General features: G+C 42.5%; 14 protein-coding genes, 1 rRNA gene and 1 other annotated feature. Of the genes, 1 reads left to right on the top strand and 14 read right to left on the bottom strand.

Going from position 1 to position 15,574, the window contains the following annotated elements:
- The 13 genes from ACOZ9X_RS20170 to ACOZ9X_RS20110 form a co-directional block, all read right to left on the bottom strand.
- Entirely contained in the window at positions 1–408 is a 408-nt protein-coding gene (locus tag ACOZ9X_RS20170) for a Mini-ribonuclease 3 (protein ID WP_066390618.1), read from the bottom strand.
- Positions 409–1,812, bottom strand: coding sequence for a cysteine--tRNA ligase (cysS, locus tag ACOZ9X_RS20165; protein WP_423419726.1), 1,404 nt, complete (start codon positions 1,810–1,812; stop codon positions 409–411).
- Positions 1,813–2,460 (bottom strand): serine O-acetyltransferase, encoded by a 648-nt coding sequence (cysE, locus tag ACOZ9X_RS20160; RefSeq protein ID WP_423419725.1) that lies wholly within the window; start codon positions 2,458–2,460, stop codon positions 1,813–1,815. It lies immediately after the preceding gene.
- A gap of 268 nt (positions 2,461–2,728) precedes the next feature.
- Positions 2,729–2,956: a binding site (T-box leader), on the bottom strand.
- Between the two features lie 56 nt (positions 2,957–3,012).
- On the bottom strand, positions 3,013–4,482 hold the full coding sequence (gene gltX, locus ACOZ9X_RS20155; protein WP_423419740.1) for a glutamate--tRNA ligase: 1,470 nt from the start codon (positions 4,480–4,482) through the stop codon (positions 3,013–3,015).
- A 229-nt stretch (positions 4,483–4,711) separates the two neighbouring features.
- Positions 4,712–5,191 (bottom strand): 2-C-methyl-D-erythritol 2,4-cyclodiphosphate synthase, encoded by a 480-nt coding sequence (gene ispF, locus ACOZ9X_RS20150; protein WP_423419724.1) that lies wholly within the window; start codon positions 5,189–5,191, stop codon positions 4,712–4,714.
- Positions 5,188–5,883 (bottom strand): 2-C-methyl-D-erythritol 4-phosphate cytidylyltransferase, encoded by a 696-nt coding sequence (gene ispD, locus ACOZ9X_RS20145; protein WP_423419723.1) that lies wholly within the window; start codon positions 5,881–5,883, stop codon positions 5,188–5,190. The genes ispF and ispD overlap by 4 nt, the downstream gene beginning before the upstream one ends.
- A gap of 18 nt (positions 5,884–5,901) precedes the next feature.
- The gene (locus tag ACOZ9X_RS20140; protein ID WP_066390605.1) at positions 5,902–6,993 is read right to left on the bottom strand and encodes a PIN/TRAM domain-containing protein; all 1,092 of its coding nucleotides are present in this window, start codon (positions 6,991–6,993) and stop codon (positions 5,902–5,904) included.
- A gap of 95 nt (positions 6,994–7,088) precedes the next feature.
- The gene (disA, locus tag ACOZ9X_RS20135) at positions 7,089–8,162 is read right to left on the bottom strand and encodes a DNA integrity scanning diadenylate cyclase DisA (protein WP_066390602.1); all 1,074 of its coding nucleotides are present in this window, start codon (positions 8,160–8,162) and stop codon (positions 7,089–7,091) included.
- Between the two features lie 8 nt (positions 8,163–8,170).
- Positions 8,171–9,547, bottom strand: a complete 1,377-nt coding sequence (radA, locus tag ACOZ9X_RS20130; protein WP_137792296.1) for a DNA repair protein RadA — start codon at positions 9,545–9,547, stop codon at positions 8,171–8,173.
- Between the two features lie 508 nt (positions 9,548–10,055).
- Positions 10,056–12,476: an ATP-dependent protease ATP-binding subunit ClpC gene (gene clpC, locus ACOZ9X_RS20125; protein WP_137792297.1), complete on the bottom strand. Its 2,421-nt coding sequence runs from the start codon at positions 12,474–12,476 to the stop codon at positions 10,056–10,058.
- 14 nt (positions 12,477–12,490) lie between these two features.
- On the bottom strand, positions 12,491–13,558 hold the full coding sequence (locus ACOZ9X_RS20120) for a protein arginine kinase (RefSeq protein ID WP_423419722.1): 1,068 nt from the start codon (positions 13,556–13,558) through the stop codon (positions 12,491–12,493).
- Between the two features lie 3 nt (positions 13,559–13,561).
- Positions 13,562–14,095, bottom strand: a complete 534-nt coding sequence (locus ACOZ9X_RS20115) for a UvrB/UvrC motif-containing protein (protein WP_066390592.1) — start codon at positions 14,093–14,095, stop codon at positions 13,562–13,564.
- A gap of 36 nt (positions 14,096–14,131) precedes the next feature.
- Positions 14,132–14,599: a CtsR family transcriptional regulator gene (locus ACOZ9X_RS20110; protein ID WP_137792299.1), complete on the bottom strand. Its 468-nt coding sequence runs from the start codon at positions 14,597–14,599 to the stop codon at positions 14,132–14,134.
- A 346-nt stretch (positions 14,600–14,945) separates the two neighbouring features.
- Here ACOZ9X_RS20110 and ACOZ9X_RS20105 point away from each other — a divergent pair, with 346 nt between their 5' ends.
- Positions 14,946–15,191, top strand: coding sequence for a hypothetical protein (locus ACOZ9X_RS20105; protein WP_423419721.1), 246 nt, complete (start codon positions 14,946–14,948; stop codon positions 15,189–15,191).
- A 258-nt stretch (positions 15,192–15,449) separates the two neighbouring features.
- Here ACOZ9X_RS20105 and rrf read toward each other — a convergent pair.
- A 5S ribosomal RNA gene (gene rrf / locus ACOZ9X_RS20100) occupies positions 15,450–15,565 on the bottom strand.
- Positions 15,566–15,574 lie beyond the last annotated feature (9 nt).

Here is a 15,574-nt window from a genome sequence, read left to right as displayed (position 1 = left end):
TTAGACCTCCCCTTTTTTATTTTCTGATAATACATATTCCATCATGTTCGTTAATCGTTCATGGTTATTTAACAGATAAAGATAACCAATGATCGCTTCAAAGCTTGTGGCATGCCGATACGTTTGAACATCCGTATTTTTCGGTACCGTTCCTTGGTTCGCATTGCGGCCACGCTTAATCACAGCGACCTCTTCTTCTGTAAAATAGTTCTCTTCAAGCAGCTGAACGACCATGCTCGCTTGCGCTTTTGCTGAAACAAACTTTGTGGCCGATACATGGAGCTTATTCGGCTTCACCTGTCCGTTACGGATAAGGTGTTCACGCACGAACTGCTCCATTACTGCATCTCCCATATAAGCAAGCGTGGTTCCGTTCAGTTGTTTAATATCTGAGTCTGTAATCTTCATTTACTTATCTCTTTTCCACCGAACACCCTGTGCAGTATCTTCCAAAATGATGTTCTGTTCTTTTAGCTGATCACGAATTTCGTCAGCGCGAGCAAAGTTCTTTTCTTTACGCGCTTGATTACGTTCTTGAATTAGAGCGTCAATCTCTTCATCTAACAATTCCTCTTCTTTATGAAGAGTAAGCCCAAGCACTCCAGCAAGCTCATCGAACAGAGCGATGAACTCTGTAATAACGGCTTTAGAAGTGTTCTTTTCTTGCAGATATACGTTCGCTTCTCTCGAAAAATCAAAAAGATGAGAGATCGCATTCGCCGTATTGAAATCATCATCCATATCCGTGATAAATTTCTCTCTTGTTTCTTTAACAAGCTGAGTCCATTTTTCTGTATCTATAGATAGGTCTGCCGTTACACTCAAGCGGTGTTTCAAGTTTTCATAAGACGTACGGATTCTATTCAATCCTGCCTCCGCCGCTTCTAACAACTCTTGACTGAAGTTGATCGGATTGCGGTAGTGTACGGCAAGCATAAAGAATCGAATAACTTGCGGATCCTGCTGTTGTACAAGATCATGAACCAGTACGAAGTTCCCAAGTGATTTGGACATTTTTTCGTTATCAATATTAATATACCCATTATGCATCCAATATTTAGCCATCGGAGCTTCATTTAATGCTTCCGATTGCGCGATCTCATTCTCATGATGCGGAAAAGCTAAATCTTGACCGCCGCCATGGATGTCGATTGAATCACCTAAGTATTTTTTCGCCATCGCCGAGCATTCGATATGCCAGCCTGGGCGACCTTTCCCCCAAGGGCTCTCCCAATAGATCTCTCCATCTTTCGCCGCTTTCCATAGCGCAAAATCAAGCGGATCTTCTTTTTTCTCTCCTACTTCAATTCTCGCACCAGATCTTAAGTCGTCGATCGATTGATGAGAAAGTTTACCATAGCCGTTGAACGAACGCGTTTTAAAATAAACATCCCCCGCTGCTTCATAAGCAAACCCTTTTTTGATAAGGTTCTCGATAAAATCAATGATCTCTGGCATCGTTTCTGTTACACGCGGGTGTGCGTCAGCCTTTTGTACGCCTAGTGCGCAAGTATCCTCATGGTAGGCGTTGATGAATTTCTCAGCGATCGTTGGAACATCGCTTCCCATCTCGTTAGCCGCTTTAATGAGCTTATCATCAACATCCGTAAAATTGGAGATGAACTGCACATCAAAACCTCTATATTCCAAGTACTTTCTTACCGTATCAAAAACAATAGCCGGTCTTGCGTTACCAATATGGATATAGTTATATACAGTCGGTCCACACACATACATTTTTACTTTTCCTTCTTCTAACGGAACAAAAAGCTCTTTTTGACGTGTCATCGTATTATAGATTTTAATACCCATTTAAACTTCACTCCCTTTTTTCAATGTTTCCAATTCTTCACGCATTCGTTTCATCTCGTTATGCATCTCTCTGAATTTATCAGCTACCGGATCAGGCAGGTCACGATGATCAAGTTCGCATCCAACTTTGATGCCATCCTTAATAACGACTCTTCCTGGAATTCCAACTACAGTTGCATCCGGTGGAACATGTTGAAGCACAACCGATCCTGCCCCCACTTTTGAATTTTTTCCGATCGTAATGTTCCCTAGAACCTTGGCTCCTGTAGCAACAAGAACGTGATCTTCAAGCGTGGGATGCCTTTTTCCTTTTTCTTTTCCTGTACCTCCGAGCGTAACACCTTGGTAGAGCGTCACGTCATTGCCGATGATACACGTTTCTCCGATCACCACACCCATACCGTGATCGATAAAAAAGCGTCTGCCGATCTGTGCTCCCGGGTGTATTTCGATACCGGTAAAAAAGCGGCTGATCTGTGAGATCAAGCGAGCTAAAAACAGCCAGTTTCGTTTGAATAACTTATGTGCTAATCTATGGGCCCAAACCGCATGCAGCCCAGAGTATGTTAAGAATACTTCGAATGAACTTCTAGCCGCTGGATCTTTCTCAAAAACAACCTTAATATCTTCTTTCATGGCTGAAAACATGTTCTCCAACCTCCTTGCCTTTTTATATAAGGGACTTGCCAGTTACGCGTGATGTCTCAGGCATTTTTTATTTCTTCATCGCAAAGTTGATTGGAGTGTAAGGTGCGAGACTCCTGGGGGATCAGCGGGACAGGTGAGACTCTTAACAGCGCAAAGCGCTAAGAGGCTCACCGCACGCCCCCCGGAAAGCGAGTACCTGTAACGGAAATCAACTACTTTCAAGAGCGACAAAGACTACAAATAAAAAACGCCCCTGTGCCAAATATGACACAGAGACGTACGGATAGACGCGGTTCCACTCTGTTTAACAGGTTTATAAAAACTCACCTGTTCCCTTGAGCTCCATAACGGGGAGTTGCCGCCCAAACCTACTAAAACTTTCGGCAAGGGACTCCGAGGGGCACTTCAGCAAGCATTTTCATGAACCACTTTCAGCCGGTGATGGTTCTCTCTACTATGAAAAGGGCTAGCCTACTTTCCTCATCTGCGTTTTACACGTTTATTATAAGTTTCTTTTACTATATTATAATCTTTGCAAAATGTGTACTTTTATTACTTTTTAATTTGAGTTAGTACAGCATTTACGCGCTTTGTAATCACTTCTTTACCTAAAAGAGAAACAGCAGCAGGCAGATCTGGACCATGTTGTTGACCTGTCGTCGCCACACGGATTGGCATGAACAGGTTCTTCCCTTTTTGACCCGTTTCTTTTTGAACAGCTTTCATCATTGCTTTGATGTCATCCGCTTCAAAAGAGTCACTGTTTTCGATCTGAGTTAAGAAAGATTCCATAACTGAAGGAACACCTTCACCTTGCAATACTTCAAGTGCTTCTCCCTCATACTCGATCTCTTCTTTGAAGAATAGTTCCGTTAAGTCTACGATTTCAGCACCATAGCTCATTTTTTCCTGATGAAGAGCGACAAGCTTTGTGATCCACTCTTGTTCTTCAGGGCTAGGGTTTTCAGAAACTCTGCCCGCTTTTACTAGGTGAGGCATACACAACTCAACGATACGAGCTACGTCTTGCTGTTTCATATACTGATTGTTCAACCATTCTAACTTTTGTGTATCAAAAACAGCAGGTGCTTTGGATAAACGGTTCGGATCAAAAATTTCAATGAACTGTTCACGGCTAAAGATCTCTTCTTCTCCACCTGGAGACCAGCCTAATAACGCAATAAAGTTAAACAGCGCCTCTGGCAAGTATCCTAGATCTTTGTATTGCTCGATAAATTGAACGATCGACTCGTCACGTTTACTCAATTTTTTACGATTCTCATTCACGATCAGTGTTGTATGACCGAACTTCGGATGCGAAAATCCAAGTGCATCATAGATCAATAACTGTTTCGGTGTGTTTGAGATGTGATCATCTCCACGCAGTACGTGAGAGATCGCCATTTCATGATCATCAATAACAACCGCATAGTTGTAAGTTGGGATTCCATCCTTCTTTACGATAACAAAATCACCAAACCCGCTTGATTCAAACGAAACTTCACCTTTTACCATGTCATCAAACGTGATCGTACGGTCTTGTGGAACTTTAAAACGAATGCTCGGACGGCGGCCTTCTTCTTCTAGAGCCGCTTTTTCTTCAATTGATAAGTTTCGACAACGTCCGTCATAAACCGGAGTATCTCCTTTAGCCATCTGTTCTTCACGAGAAATTTCAAGCTCTTCTTCTGTACAATAACAAGTGTATGCAAGACCTTTTGAAAGTAGTTCATCTGTATACTTCTCGTATAGATCTAAACGTTCCATCTGACGATACGGACCGTAATCTCCTCCGATATCAACACTCTCATCCCAATCCATACCAAGCCATTTCAAGTGATCCAGCTGACTTTCTTCTCCACCTTGAATGTTACGCTTCTGATCTGTATCTTCAATACGAATAATAAACTTTCCGCCAGAGTGGCGAGCGTATAAATAGTTGAATAGAGCTGCACGTGCATTCCCTATATGTAAGTGTCCCGTTGGACTTGGTGCATAACGCACTCGAACTTCGTTTGCCATCATGTTTCACCTCTATAATTTTTTGTTCTTAAACGATGATGCTTTTGAAAGTAGTTGATTTCCGTTCCAGATGTTCGCTTTCCGTGGGGCAGTCGGTGAGCCACATTCGTACGTTTCACTCTTAAGTGTCTCACCTAACCGCCTGTCCCACAGGAGTCTCGCATCTTCCACTCCAATCAACTTTATCAGAGAAGATAATGAACGGATTATCTCCAAATCAACAATTTTTTTAAAGTGACTTCTCTATCAAAACAACCGCTTGAGCTGCGATTCCCTCTTCGCGTCCAGGGAAACCTAGCTTTTCAGTCGTTGTTGCCTTCACGTTGATTCTCTCTACTTCAACCCCAAAAATACCGGCGATTACTCCGCGCATCTCTTCAATGTACGGAAGCATCTTTGGCTTTTGAGCAATGATCGTACAATCTATATTACCTAAAGAATAACCTTTTTTCTCAATCAATTTCCAAGAATCGAGCAACAATCGCTTCGAATCTGCGTCTTTATAGGCAGGATCTGTATCCGGAAAGTGTTTGCCGATATCTCCTTCACCTGCTGCGCCTAGCAATGCATCTGTAATAGCATGCAGAAGAACGTCAGCATCAGAATGCCCTAAAAGTCCCTTCTCATAAGGAATCGTTACGCCGCCAATGATTAACGGACGACCCTCACTAAAGGCATGTACATCAAAACCTTGTCCGATGCGCATCATGCTTTTTCCCCCTGTCTCTCTAACAAAATGGCTTGTCCAAATAACAAGTCATCAGACGTAGTTAATTTTATATTATGATAGTCTCCCATTACAATAGCCACTGTTTGTCCAATTCGTTCCACTAGGCTTGCGTCATCCGTTCCAATATATCCTTCTTCGTCTGCCTTCTTGTGCGCATCCATTACGATAGAAAGACGAAAAGCTTGCGGGGTTTGAACAGCCCACAAGCTGGAACGGTCGATTGTTTCTTCCACTTGATTCTGAATTACCCGCTTCACCGTATCCTTAACAGGAACAGCTAACACCGCAGAACCTGTATCTCGTGCCGTGTTAACTAGTTGTAAAATAGAATCATGTGTGATGAAAGGACGTGCTGCATCGTGAATGAGAACGAGATCTGCATCGGTAGGTACGACCTTCAAACCCTCATAAACACTTTGCTGACGCTCTTTTCCGCCTGGAACGATTTTGCGCACTTTTTGATATTGGAACGACTCTACAAAATCTTGCATCTGCTGCAATTCCTTTTCGCTGCCGACCAAGATCACACCTTCGCAATGCGGATCTTTTTCAAACACATGCAGCGTGTGCGCGAGGACTGGTTTTCCTAAAAGCTCGATCCACTGCTTAGAGATGCCAGCTTTCATGCGTTTACCTTGTCCAGCAGCAGGAATGACTGTCCAATAATTCACGTGCTTCCCCACCGTTCGTTACAATGCTTTTTCTAATAGTTTCTTTTTAGCAAAAATCATTCTGCCCGCTGATGTTTGGAGTACAGAAGTGACAACAACATCAATCGTCTTACCTACATAATCACGACCGTCTTCAACGACGATCATCGTTCCATCGTCCAGATAACCTACACCTTGACTCTGTTCTTTTCCGTCTTTGATCACTTGTACAACAAGCTCTTCGCCCGGAAGAACAACCGGTTTAACCGCATTTGCAAGGTCATTAATATTTAATACTGCAACGTTTTGTAGTTCACATACTTTGTTCAAGTTAAAATCATTCGTTACGACGACACCAGATAACAGCTGAGCGAGTTTTACTAGCTTGCTATCCACTTCCGTAACCTCTTCAAAGTCGCCTTCATAGATTTCAACTTTCATAGAAAGCTCTTTTTGAATTCGATTTAGAATATCAAGACCTCGGCGTCCTCTGTTACGCTTTAGAACATCTGAGGAATCCGCAATATATTGTAATTCTTCCAATACAAAACGAGGAATAATGAGCGGACCTTCTAAAAAGCCAGTTTGACAGATATCAGCCACTCGGCCATCGATAATAACGCTCGTATCTAGAATCTTATACTTACCACTCGGCTTTTCGATCTCTGCTTCTTTTTTACGTTCTTTTCCTTGGCTTTTCAAAGAGAACAGCTGAATCAACTCATCTCTCTTTTTAAAACCAACCTGAAAGCCTAAATAACCGAGCAGGAATGTAATTGCGATCGGCAGTATGGAACTGACCACAACAATATCCATAGAACTTAACGGTGACTGGATCAAAAATGCGACGATTAGTCCGATGATCAGCCCCATCGTCCCAGATAAAAGGTCAGTTGCTGGAGCTTTTACAACTGTTTCCTCAGCCCAGCGGATTAAACCTACTACGTAATCTGACAGCCAAAATGTGGATAAAAAAAGTATAAGTGCACCAATTACTGCCCCGACATATGGGGATGTTACTTGGTTCGGAAGATCACCGAAGTTAAGTACACGAATGAGATCTGGTATATATAGATAGCCGAGCATGCCACCTATTACAATGAAAAATAGCTGAACAATTCTTTTTAGCATGCCTGATTCACCTCCCCTAATCATTATTTACAAAATGACCGCATTAAAAACGTGTAAAAGATAGAAAATTCCTTTTTTTACAGAAGAAGTTTCCACTAGATATGACGATCGACGAAAAGCTGTTCCTGAATGCGTTTTAAACCTTCTTTTACTTTTTTGGCACGAATCTCACCGATACCCTCTACCTCGTCCAATTCATCAATGGACGCTCGCAAAATTTGCGGAAGGTTTTCAAATGCATCTGTCAGGTTTTCGATAATAACCGCTGGAAGCCTTGGAATCTTGCCAAGAATGCGGTAACCACGTGGATGAATCGTCTCATCCTGCATATTCATACCGGCTGAGAAGCCTAAAAGTTTCATAATAACGGATTCATCGAACAATTCTTCAGATGATAGTTTGTTCAATTGGCGAAGAATCGCATAAGGATCACTTTCACGATCTTTCATATAGTCCTTGATTAAAAGCAATGCTTCTTCCTCGATGTTAGAAACTAGCTCCTCCATCTGGATTCGAATCAGCCTTCCTTCAACACCAAGTTCATTAACATATTTAATAATCTCATTTTTTATGCGTAAAACCATCTCAATTCTGTGAATAACTTGTGTAACTTCTTGGAAAGTCACTAATTCTTCAAATTCAAGAGCGCCAAGGTTCGTAACACTTTGGTCGAAAACTACTTTATATTTCTCAAGCGTTTGAATCGCTTGGTTCGCTTTCGTCAAGATCACACCGATCTCTTTTAACGAATAACGAATCATCCCTTGATATAGAGTGATAACGTTACGACGTTGAGAGATGGAGATCACAAGGTTGCCTGTTTGACGCGCAACACGTTCTGCCGTTCTGTGACGGATTCCCGTTTCTGTAGAAGGAATAACCGTATCTGGAATGAGTTGTGTGTTCGCATACAGAATCTTAACAGCATCTTCGTTTAAAATGATCGCACCATCCATCTTAGCAAGTTCATATAGAGATGCTGGTGAGTATTTGCAATTGATAGAGAAACCTCCATCAACGATTTCTTTTACTTTATCGTTATATCCAACAACGATCAGTCCACCTGTGTTTGCTCGCAGTACGTTGTCGATCCCTTCTCTTAGTGGTGTTCCAGGAGCAACTAGCTGTAGCATTTGGCTTATGATTGCTTCTTTTATCGCATGATCCATAATTTACTTTACCCTCCTAACGCTGCTTGTAATGCCTCATAAACGGTAGATACTCCGACGACTTGAATTCCTTTTGGAACCGTCCAGCCACCGATATTTTTATCAGGTATAATAGCTCGCGTAAAACCTAACTTTGCAGCTTCATGAACACGCTGCTCAATACGGGAAACTCTTCTAACCTCTCCCGTTAATCCTATTTCTCCAATCATAACATCTGTTGGCTTGGTAGGTGAATCGCGAAAGCTTGAAGCGATGCTGATCGCAACTGCAAGATCGATCGCTGGCTCATCCAGTCGGACACCGCCCGCAACGTTTAGATAAGCATCCTGGTTTTGAAGAAGCAACCCGACTCTCTTCTCTAAAACGGCCATGAGGAGTGAGACGCGGTTATGATCGATACCAGTAGCCATCCTTCTAGGATTACCAAAGCTTGTTGGCGATATTAGTGCCTGAAGCTCTACTAACATCGGTCGTGTCCCTTCGAGAGAAGCAACTACGGTCGAACCCGCTGCCCCTTTGGAACGTTCTTCTAAAAAGATTTCAGAAGGATTTAATACTTCTTCCAGACCTACTTCTTTCATTTCAAAGACACCGATTTCATTCGTCGAGCCAAAGCGGTTCTTAACTGCTCGTAAGATTCGGAAAGTGTGATGCCGTTCACCCTCAAAGTACAATACCGCGTCTACCATGTGCTCTAAAAGACGCGGACCGGCGATATTTCCTTCTTTTGTAACATGTCCTACAATAAATACAGCGATACCTTTTGTTTTTGCCATTCGCATCAAATGCGATGTACACTCTCGTACTTGCGATACACTCCCAGGAGCGGATGTGACTTCAGCTCGATAGACGGTTTGAATCGAATCGATGATCATCACAGAAGGCATCACATCAGACATCGCCTGTTCGATCAGTTCCAAATCTGTTTCTGCTAAAACAAACAAGTCCTTTGCGTCGATATCTAAACGGTCGGCGCGCAGTTTCGTTTGTTTTACAGACTCCTCACCAGATATGTATAGAACACGCTCTCCTTTTTTGGCAAGCTGTGCGGATGTTTGCAGCAACAGGGTGGACTTTCCAATTCCGGGGTCTCCACCAACTAAAACCATTGAACCTGGAACGATTCCTCCACCTAGTACACGGTTGAACTCCTGATAGTTTGTTGGTATACGCGGCTCTTGCTCGCTTTTCACATCTGCTATCGACTGAGGTTTCTGCTTTACGTTCTTATCTCCACCAGAGGTTAATCCTCTTATATTTTTTTCAGGACGAATCGTTTCCTCCACCATCGTGTTCCACGCGTGGCACCCTGGACATTTACCCATCCATTTTGGTGATTCGTAACCGCAATCTTGGCAAAGAAAGATTGATTTTACTTTAGCCATCTAAAAAACTCCTCTTCCGAACTTAACGCTTTACTAATTATCTATTTTCGAACAAATATTCAATTTCACTTTGATTAAAACGTGATGAATTTGCCCCGTTAAACTTCATGCTTGAATAAAACTGTATGAATATCCTTCAAAGACTTCATTGATAGTTGATTGGAGTGAAAGGTGCGAGACTCCTAGGGGATCAGCGGGACAGGTGAGACTCTTAACAGCGCATAACGCTAAGAGGCTCACCGCACGCCCCCTGGAAAGCGAGCATCCTGTAACGGAATTCAACCACCTTCAAAACATCATTGTATAAGAAAAATAGGTTTCCTATTTTAACAAGTTAAATACTGAAAATATCAAGATTTATTCACTAATATCATAACATAAAACCTCACAACTACTTCCATTTGAGCTCTGCAAAAAAAGGCGAACAGCTAAGATTATTTCGACAAAAACCCGGAGGACATGTCTGTCTTCCGGGTCTTTTGTAGGATATTCTCATATGTGGTAAAAGTTAGACCGTTTGAACGACAAAATCGTTCTCTTCAACATCAATCTTAACGGTCTGCCCTTTGTTGATATTTCCTCTTAGAAGCTCTTCAGATAACCGATCTTCAATCTTACGCTGTAGAGCACGACGCAACGGACGAGCTCCGTAATCTGGATCGTATCCTTCTTCTGTAATCTTTTCGAGAGCGGCTTGAGTCAACTCGATCTCAATTCCCTGATCACTTAAACGTTGTTTCAGTGATGCTGCCATCAGGCTAACGATTCTTAGCAAGTGCTCTTTCTCTAGAGAATGGAACACGATGATCTCATCGATACGGTTCAAGAACTCTGGACGGAATGCACGTTTTAGTTCATCCATTACTTTAGATTTCATATCGTTGTACTTCTGACCTTCGTTATGAACAGCAAATCCTAGAGAACGGTTACGCTTAAGCGTGCTCGCTCCTACGTTTGAAGTCATGATCACAACCGTGTTACGGAAATCAACCGTACGTCCTTTAGAATCAGTTAAACGGCCATCTTCTAGCACTTGAAGTAAGATATTGAATACTTCAGGATGGGCTTTTTCAATCTCATCAAGCAAGATAACCGAGTAAGGCTTTCTTCTAACTTTTTCTGTTAACTGGCCGCCTTCTTCGTGTCCGACATAGCCTGGAGGTGATCCAACGAGACGAGATGTTGTATGCTTCTCCATGTACTCAGACATATCGATACGGATAATCGCATCTTCATCACCAAATAGTGTTTCAGCAACAGCTCTTGCAAGCTCTGTTTTACCAACACCTGTTGGTCCTAAGAAGATGAATGAGCCGATCGGACGCTTCGGATCTTTAAGTCCAGCACGTGCTCTTCGGATAGCTTTAGAGATTGCCGTAACGGCCTCTGATTGACCGATAACTCGATCATGCAGAATCTCTTCCATTTTCAGAAGGCGTTCTGTTTCCTCTTCAGCAAGCTTGGAAACTGGAACTCCCGTCCAAGACGATACAACTTGTGCAATATCTTCTGGCGTTACTTCTGTGTTTTCTTTACCCTGCTTCTCTTTCCAAACATCCTTCGTCTTTTCTAACTCTTCACGAAGGCGTTGCTCAGAGTCTCGAAGTGAAGCCGCTTTTTCAAATTCTTGACTTTGAACTGCCGCATCCTTCTCTTTACGAACTTCCTCTAGCTTTTGTTCAAGCTCTTTTAAGTTCGGTGGTGCTGTATATGAACGAAGACGAACTTTTGATGCCGCTTCATCAATAAGATCGATCGCTTTATCTGGTAAGAAACGATCTGAGATGTAACGATCTGATAACTGAACAGACGCTTCAATCGCTTCATCCGTGATCGTTACACGGTGGTGAGCTTCATAACGATCGCGAAGTCCTTGAAGAATTTGAATACTTTCATCCTTCGTTGGCTCGTTAACTGTGATCGGTTGGAAACGACGCTCAAGCGCTGCATCTTTTTCAATATATTTTCTGTACTCATCAAGTGTTGTAGCACCGATACATTGAAGTTCACCACGAGCAAGAGCTGGCTTTAGAATGTTGGATGCATCAATCGCACCTTCTGCTCCACCTGCACCGATCAGTGTATGAAGTTCGTCAATGAATAGAATGATATTCCCAGCTTGGCGGATCTCATCCATTACTTTTTTCAGACGGTCTTCAAATTCTCCTCTGTACTTCGTTCCAGCTACAACAGTACCCATATCAAGTGTCATAACACGCTTATCACGAAGTGTTTCTGGCACTTCGTTATTGATGATCTGCTGCGCTAAACCTTCAGCGATAGCCGTTTTACCAACTCCTGGCTCTCCGATTAATACAGGGTTGTTCTTCGTACGGCGACTCAAAACCTCGATCACACGCTGAATTTCTTTCGCACGTCCGATTACCGGGTCTAGTGTACCTTCACGAGCAATCGCTGTTAGATCGCGAGCTAAGCTGTCTAGTGTCGGTGTGTTAGCACTCGCAGATGAACCTCTATGACTAGAAGAAGATTCATTGCTTCCTAGTAACTGCAGCACTTGTTGACGCGCTTTATTAAGGCTCACACCAAGGTTGTTTAGAACACGAGCTGCAACGCCTTCTCCTTCACGGATCAAGCCTAATAGAATGTGTTCCGTTCCCACGTATGAATGTCCGAGTTTACGAGCTTCATCCATGGAAAGTTCAATCACTTTTTTAGCACGAGGCGTGTAGTGGATCGTTTGAACAGCTTCCTGACCGCGGCCGATCAGTGTTTCCACTTCTTTTTGAATCTTTTCTGGTCCTAGACCAAGAACTTGAAGGGCTTTTGCTGCAATTCCTTCTCCTTCACGGATCAGTCCAAGCAGGATATGTTCAGTTCCCACATTATTATGACCTAGACGAATCGCTTCTTCTTGTGCTAAAGCTAAAACTTTTTGTGCTCTCTCAGTAAAACGACCAAACATCATACTCGTCACGCTCCTTATCGGTTTTCCAATTTTATTCTTTCTCTGATTAAAGTGGCTCTTCTTATGTCACGTTCTTCTGGAGTTAGAACTTCACCTGCATATTGTTGAAGAAAACCTGGTTGTGTAAGTATCATAAGCTCATTGAGAATCGTTTTTGAAATACCAGGTAAAATCTCTAAATCAATGCCTAGCCGCACATCTGATAAACATTTAGCAGCTTCTTTTGATTGGATGATCCGGCAGTTCTCTAATGTTCCCAATGAACGGAATAACTTGTCTTCAAGCTGTAATTTCAATCCATCCTGCAACTGTTGACGAGCTGCTCGTTCTTGTTGGATGACCTGCATGACGACACCTGCGAGATCTTCCATTATATCCTCTTCCGACTTGCCTAGTGTCATCTGATTTGAAATTTGAAAAATGTTTCCTTGCGCCTCGGTACCTTCCCCATAGATGCCTCTTACCGCTAAACCTAGCTGATTGATCGCTGGGATGATGCGGCTCATCTTTTTTGAGAGTACGAGCGCCGGAATATGCATCATGACAGAGGCTCGAAGTCCAGTTCCTACATTCGTCGGACAGCTTGTTAAATATCCTCGTTTTTCATCAAACGCATAATCAACGTTCTTTTCAATAAAATCATCGATCTCATTCGCTCGATGAAGCACTTCATCTAATTGAAACCCTGGTGCTAAACATTGGATGCGTATATGATCTTCTTCGTTTACCATGATGCTGACAGATTCATCTGCATTCATGAGAACGGCACCGAATTTCGCTTGCTCTGCTAAATTGGGACTGATTAGATGTTTCTCTACAAGTACCCGTTTTTGAACAGGTTTTAACTCCTCCATCATCAGCATTTCAAGCTTTTCTGCTTCTTCTTCATTTTCTGAGCTCATACAAGTCGAGATCGCTGAAATGACTTCATGAGCCGATTCTTTATCTGCTGCGATGGGAAATACATATTGATGAATATTCCTTGCAAGTCGGACACGGCTCGATAGAACTATCTCCGATTCTGGCCCCTCCCGTTTCATCCAGGGACTGATCGCGTCACTGATAAATCGTTCTAAAGACATCGGTTACGTATCCCTCCCCTGTTGCAAGCGGTGCTCGATCTCTCTGATGACATCCCTTGTTTCAGCAGCTTTTTCAAATTCCTCATTTAATATATACTGCTGCAAAGCTTGCTTTAATTGCTGAAGCTGCTTTTTTTCTTGAATACTGCTTCCTGCACGGAGTGGAATTTTTCCCGCATGCAAAGTGTTACCACCATGAACTCTTTTAAAAATAGGATTAAGTTTCGATTCAAACGCCTTGTAGCAATTATCACACCCAAAGCGGCCGATCTTCGCAAACTGATAATAACTCATCCCGCATTTTTCACAGCTTAATGAGGGCGGAATGAAGTTGGATGATGGCGTGTTCGGGACATGTCCATCGCCGTGTAAAAGCCCAGAAAGCAATTGGTGAATGGAAAAAGAATTCGACCCCGGCAAGAATTCTCCTTTTTCTTTAGCACAATGTTCACAAATGTGAAATTCTGTTTTCTCCCCATTTATGATTTTTGTAAAATGCAAAGACGCTTCTCGTTCATGGCACTCTTCACAATTCATTCTGCTCCCTCCCTTTATATAGAATGAATAAAAGGGCTATGTGGTTCGATATTTTAACGTTTTTATCATAGCTTTTAATAATTCTGCGCGTAATTCATCTCGTTCTGGAAGATTAAGCTTTAGAATGGATCTGTCCATCACGCTCAGCATAAGTCTTGCTTCTCGTTCTGAAACGATCGTCTCTTCCATAAGTCTCTTTATTACATTTTCTGCGTTGCCTTGCGATATCCTCTCACCAATCAAGGTGGTTAAGTGATCAATTAAGTGGGCAGAGCTTTCAGTACGGACCTTCATGATCCGAATATATCCTCCTCCACCTCTTTTACTTTCCACTACAAAACCTTTTTCAATCGTAAATCTCGTGTTTATCACGTAGTTTATTTGAGAAGGCACGCATTGAAATCTTTCAGCAATATCCGTCCGCTTAATTTCAATGGACGGATCATTAGAGCTCGAGAGAATTTGCTTTAAGTAATTTTCAATTACATCTGAAATATTCCTCATTTCCCCTCCCCCTTCTGACTTTGACTAACTTTGACTATAGATATATTATAGCCTGCCTTTTTCCGAAAATGCAAATCTCTATCCACCATTATTGCCTCATGATTATCTTCTTAACCTGTATGATTCTGTCGAAAAGATGATGCTTTTGGAGGAGGATGGATGTACGCGTTATGATTTGGATGAGTTCTATAAGATGAGTTGAGTACGATAAAATGCTGGTCGGTGGTCGGTGTCGAAAATTTGATAAAATTTTTTATCCGTGAAATTTTGGAGCTTATCCGTGAATATATGGAAGATTACCGTGAATAAAATCTGAATTACCGTGAAATTATGTGGCTTTGGGTGGATGAGCAGATCTCATTTGGGGCTTGTGAGGGAAAATCAGGGCTGTTTAGGTGCGTTTTTTGCTTCGATGAGGGGTGAAGCGGCTGCTATCGTTGCTTTTGAATGGATTTTTGGAGCTTTAGCTTTGGAATATCGCGTGTTGGAAGATGACTGTGGCCATCTTCTTCCTATTTTGAGGGGTGTGAGAAGGTTTGAAGTGTTCAACGGGCGTCATGGAAATACCACGCTGGGTATCTCCGTGGTCTAATTAAGTCAAAATGCACAATAATTAAGTCGTAGGAAGAGCGAATTAAGTCGGAACGAGCCTCAATTAAGTCGAAAACCGAAAAATAAAGGCCGTTCGCTAAATCTCGACAACCGCTCCCTACCCAATCCATGCTCTATACCCCTGATCCTTCCTCACCTCCAATCATTCATAAATCAGAAGTTTGGCAGCCGCCAAACCACCTTATTTTCTTTTGAAAACACAAAAAAAGAAGATGGATTCTCATCCATCTTCCTCATTGCCTAGCGACGTCCTACTCTAACAGGGGGAAACCCCCAACTACCATCGGCGCTAAAGAGCTTAACTTCCGTGTTCGGTATGGGAACGGGTGTGACCTCTTTGCCATCATCACTAGACCGATCATG

The organism is Fictibacillus nanhaiensis (assembly GCF_049537595.1).
Taxonomy (GTDB): domain Bacteria; phylum Bacillota; class Bacilli; order Bacillales; family Fictibacillaceae; genus Fictibacillus; species Fictibacillus nanhaiensis_F.
This window is presented reverse-complemented; position numbering and strand designations above follow the sequence as displayed.

Bases quoted from the DNA above. Each gene is read 5' to 3' on its own strand.
- ACOZ9X_RS20115 (WP_066390592.1), bottom strand. From the start codon at position 14,095: ATGAATTGTGAAGAGTGCCATGAACGAGAAGCGTCTTTGCATTTTACA.
- disA (WP_066390602.1), bottom strand. From the start codon at position 8,162: ATGGATCATGCGATAAAAGAAGCAATCATAAGCCAAATGCTACAGCTA.
- ACOZ9X_RS20105 (WP_423419721.1), top strand. From the start codon at position 14,946: ATGAGCAGATCTCATTTGGGGCTTGTGAGGGAAAATCAGGGCTGTTTA.
- gltX (WP_423419740.1), bottom strand. From the start codon at position 4,482: ATGGCAAACGAAGTTCGAGTGCGTTATGCACCAAGTCCAACGGGACAC.
- ACOZ9X_RS20110 (WP_137792299.1), bottom strand. From the start codon at position 14,599: ATGAGGAATATTTCAGATGTAATTGAAAATTACTTAAAGCAAATTCTC.
- cysE (WP_423419725.1), bottom strand. From the start codon at position 2,460: ATGTTTTCAGCCATGAAAGAAGATATTAAGGTTGTTTTTGAGAAAGAT.
- ACOZ9X_RS20170 (WP_066390618.1), bottom strand. From the start codon at position 408: ATGAAGATTACAGACTCAGATATTAAACAACTGAACGGAACCACGCTT.
- radA (WP_137792296.1), bottom strand. From the start codon at position 9,547: ATGGCTAAAGTAAAATCAATCTTTCTTTGCCAAGATTGCGGTTACGAA.
- ACOZ9X_RS20140 (WP_066390605.1), bottom strand. From the start codon at position 6,993: ATGCTAAAAAGAATTGTTCAGCTATTTTTCATTGTAATAGGTGGCATG.
- clpC (WP_137792297.1), bottom strand. From the start codon at position 12,476: ATGATGTTTGGTCGTTTTACTGAGAGAGCACAAAAAGTTTTAGCTTTA.
- ACOZ9X_RS20120 (WP_423419722.1), bottom strand. From the start codon at position 13,558: ATGTCTTTAGAACGATTTATCAGTGACGCGATCAGTCCCTGGATGAAA.
- cysS (WP_423419726.1), bottom strand. From the start codon at position 1,812: ATGGGTATTAAAATCTATAATACGATGACACGTCAAAAAGAGCTTTTT.
- ispF (WP_423419724.1), bottom strand. From the start codon at position 5,191: ATGATGCGCATCGGACAAGGTTTTGATGTACATGCCTTTAGTGAGGGT.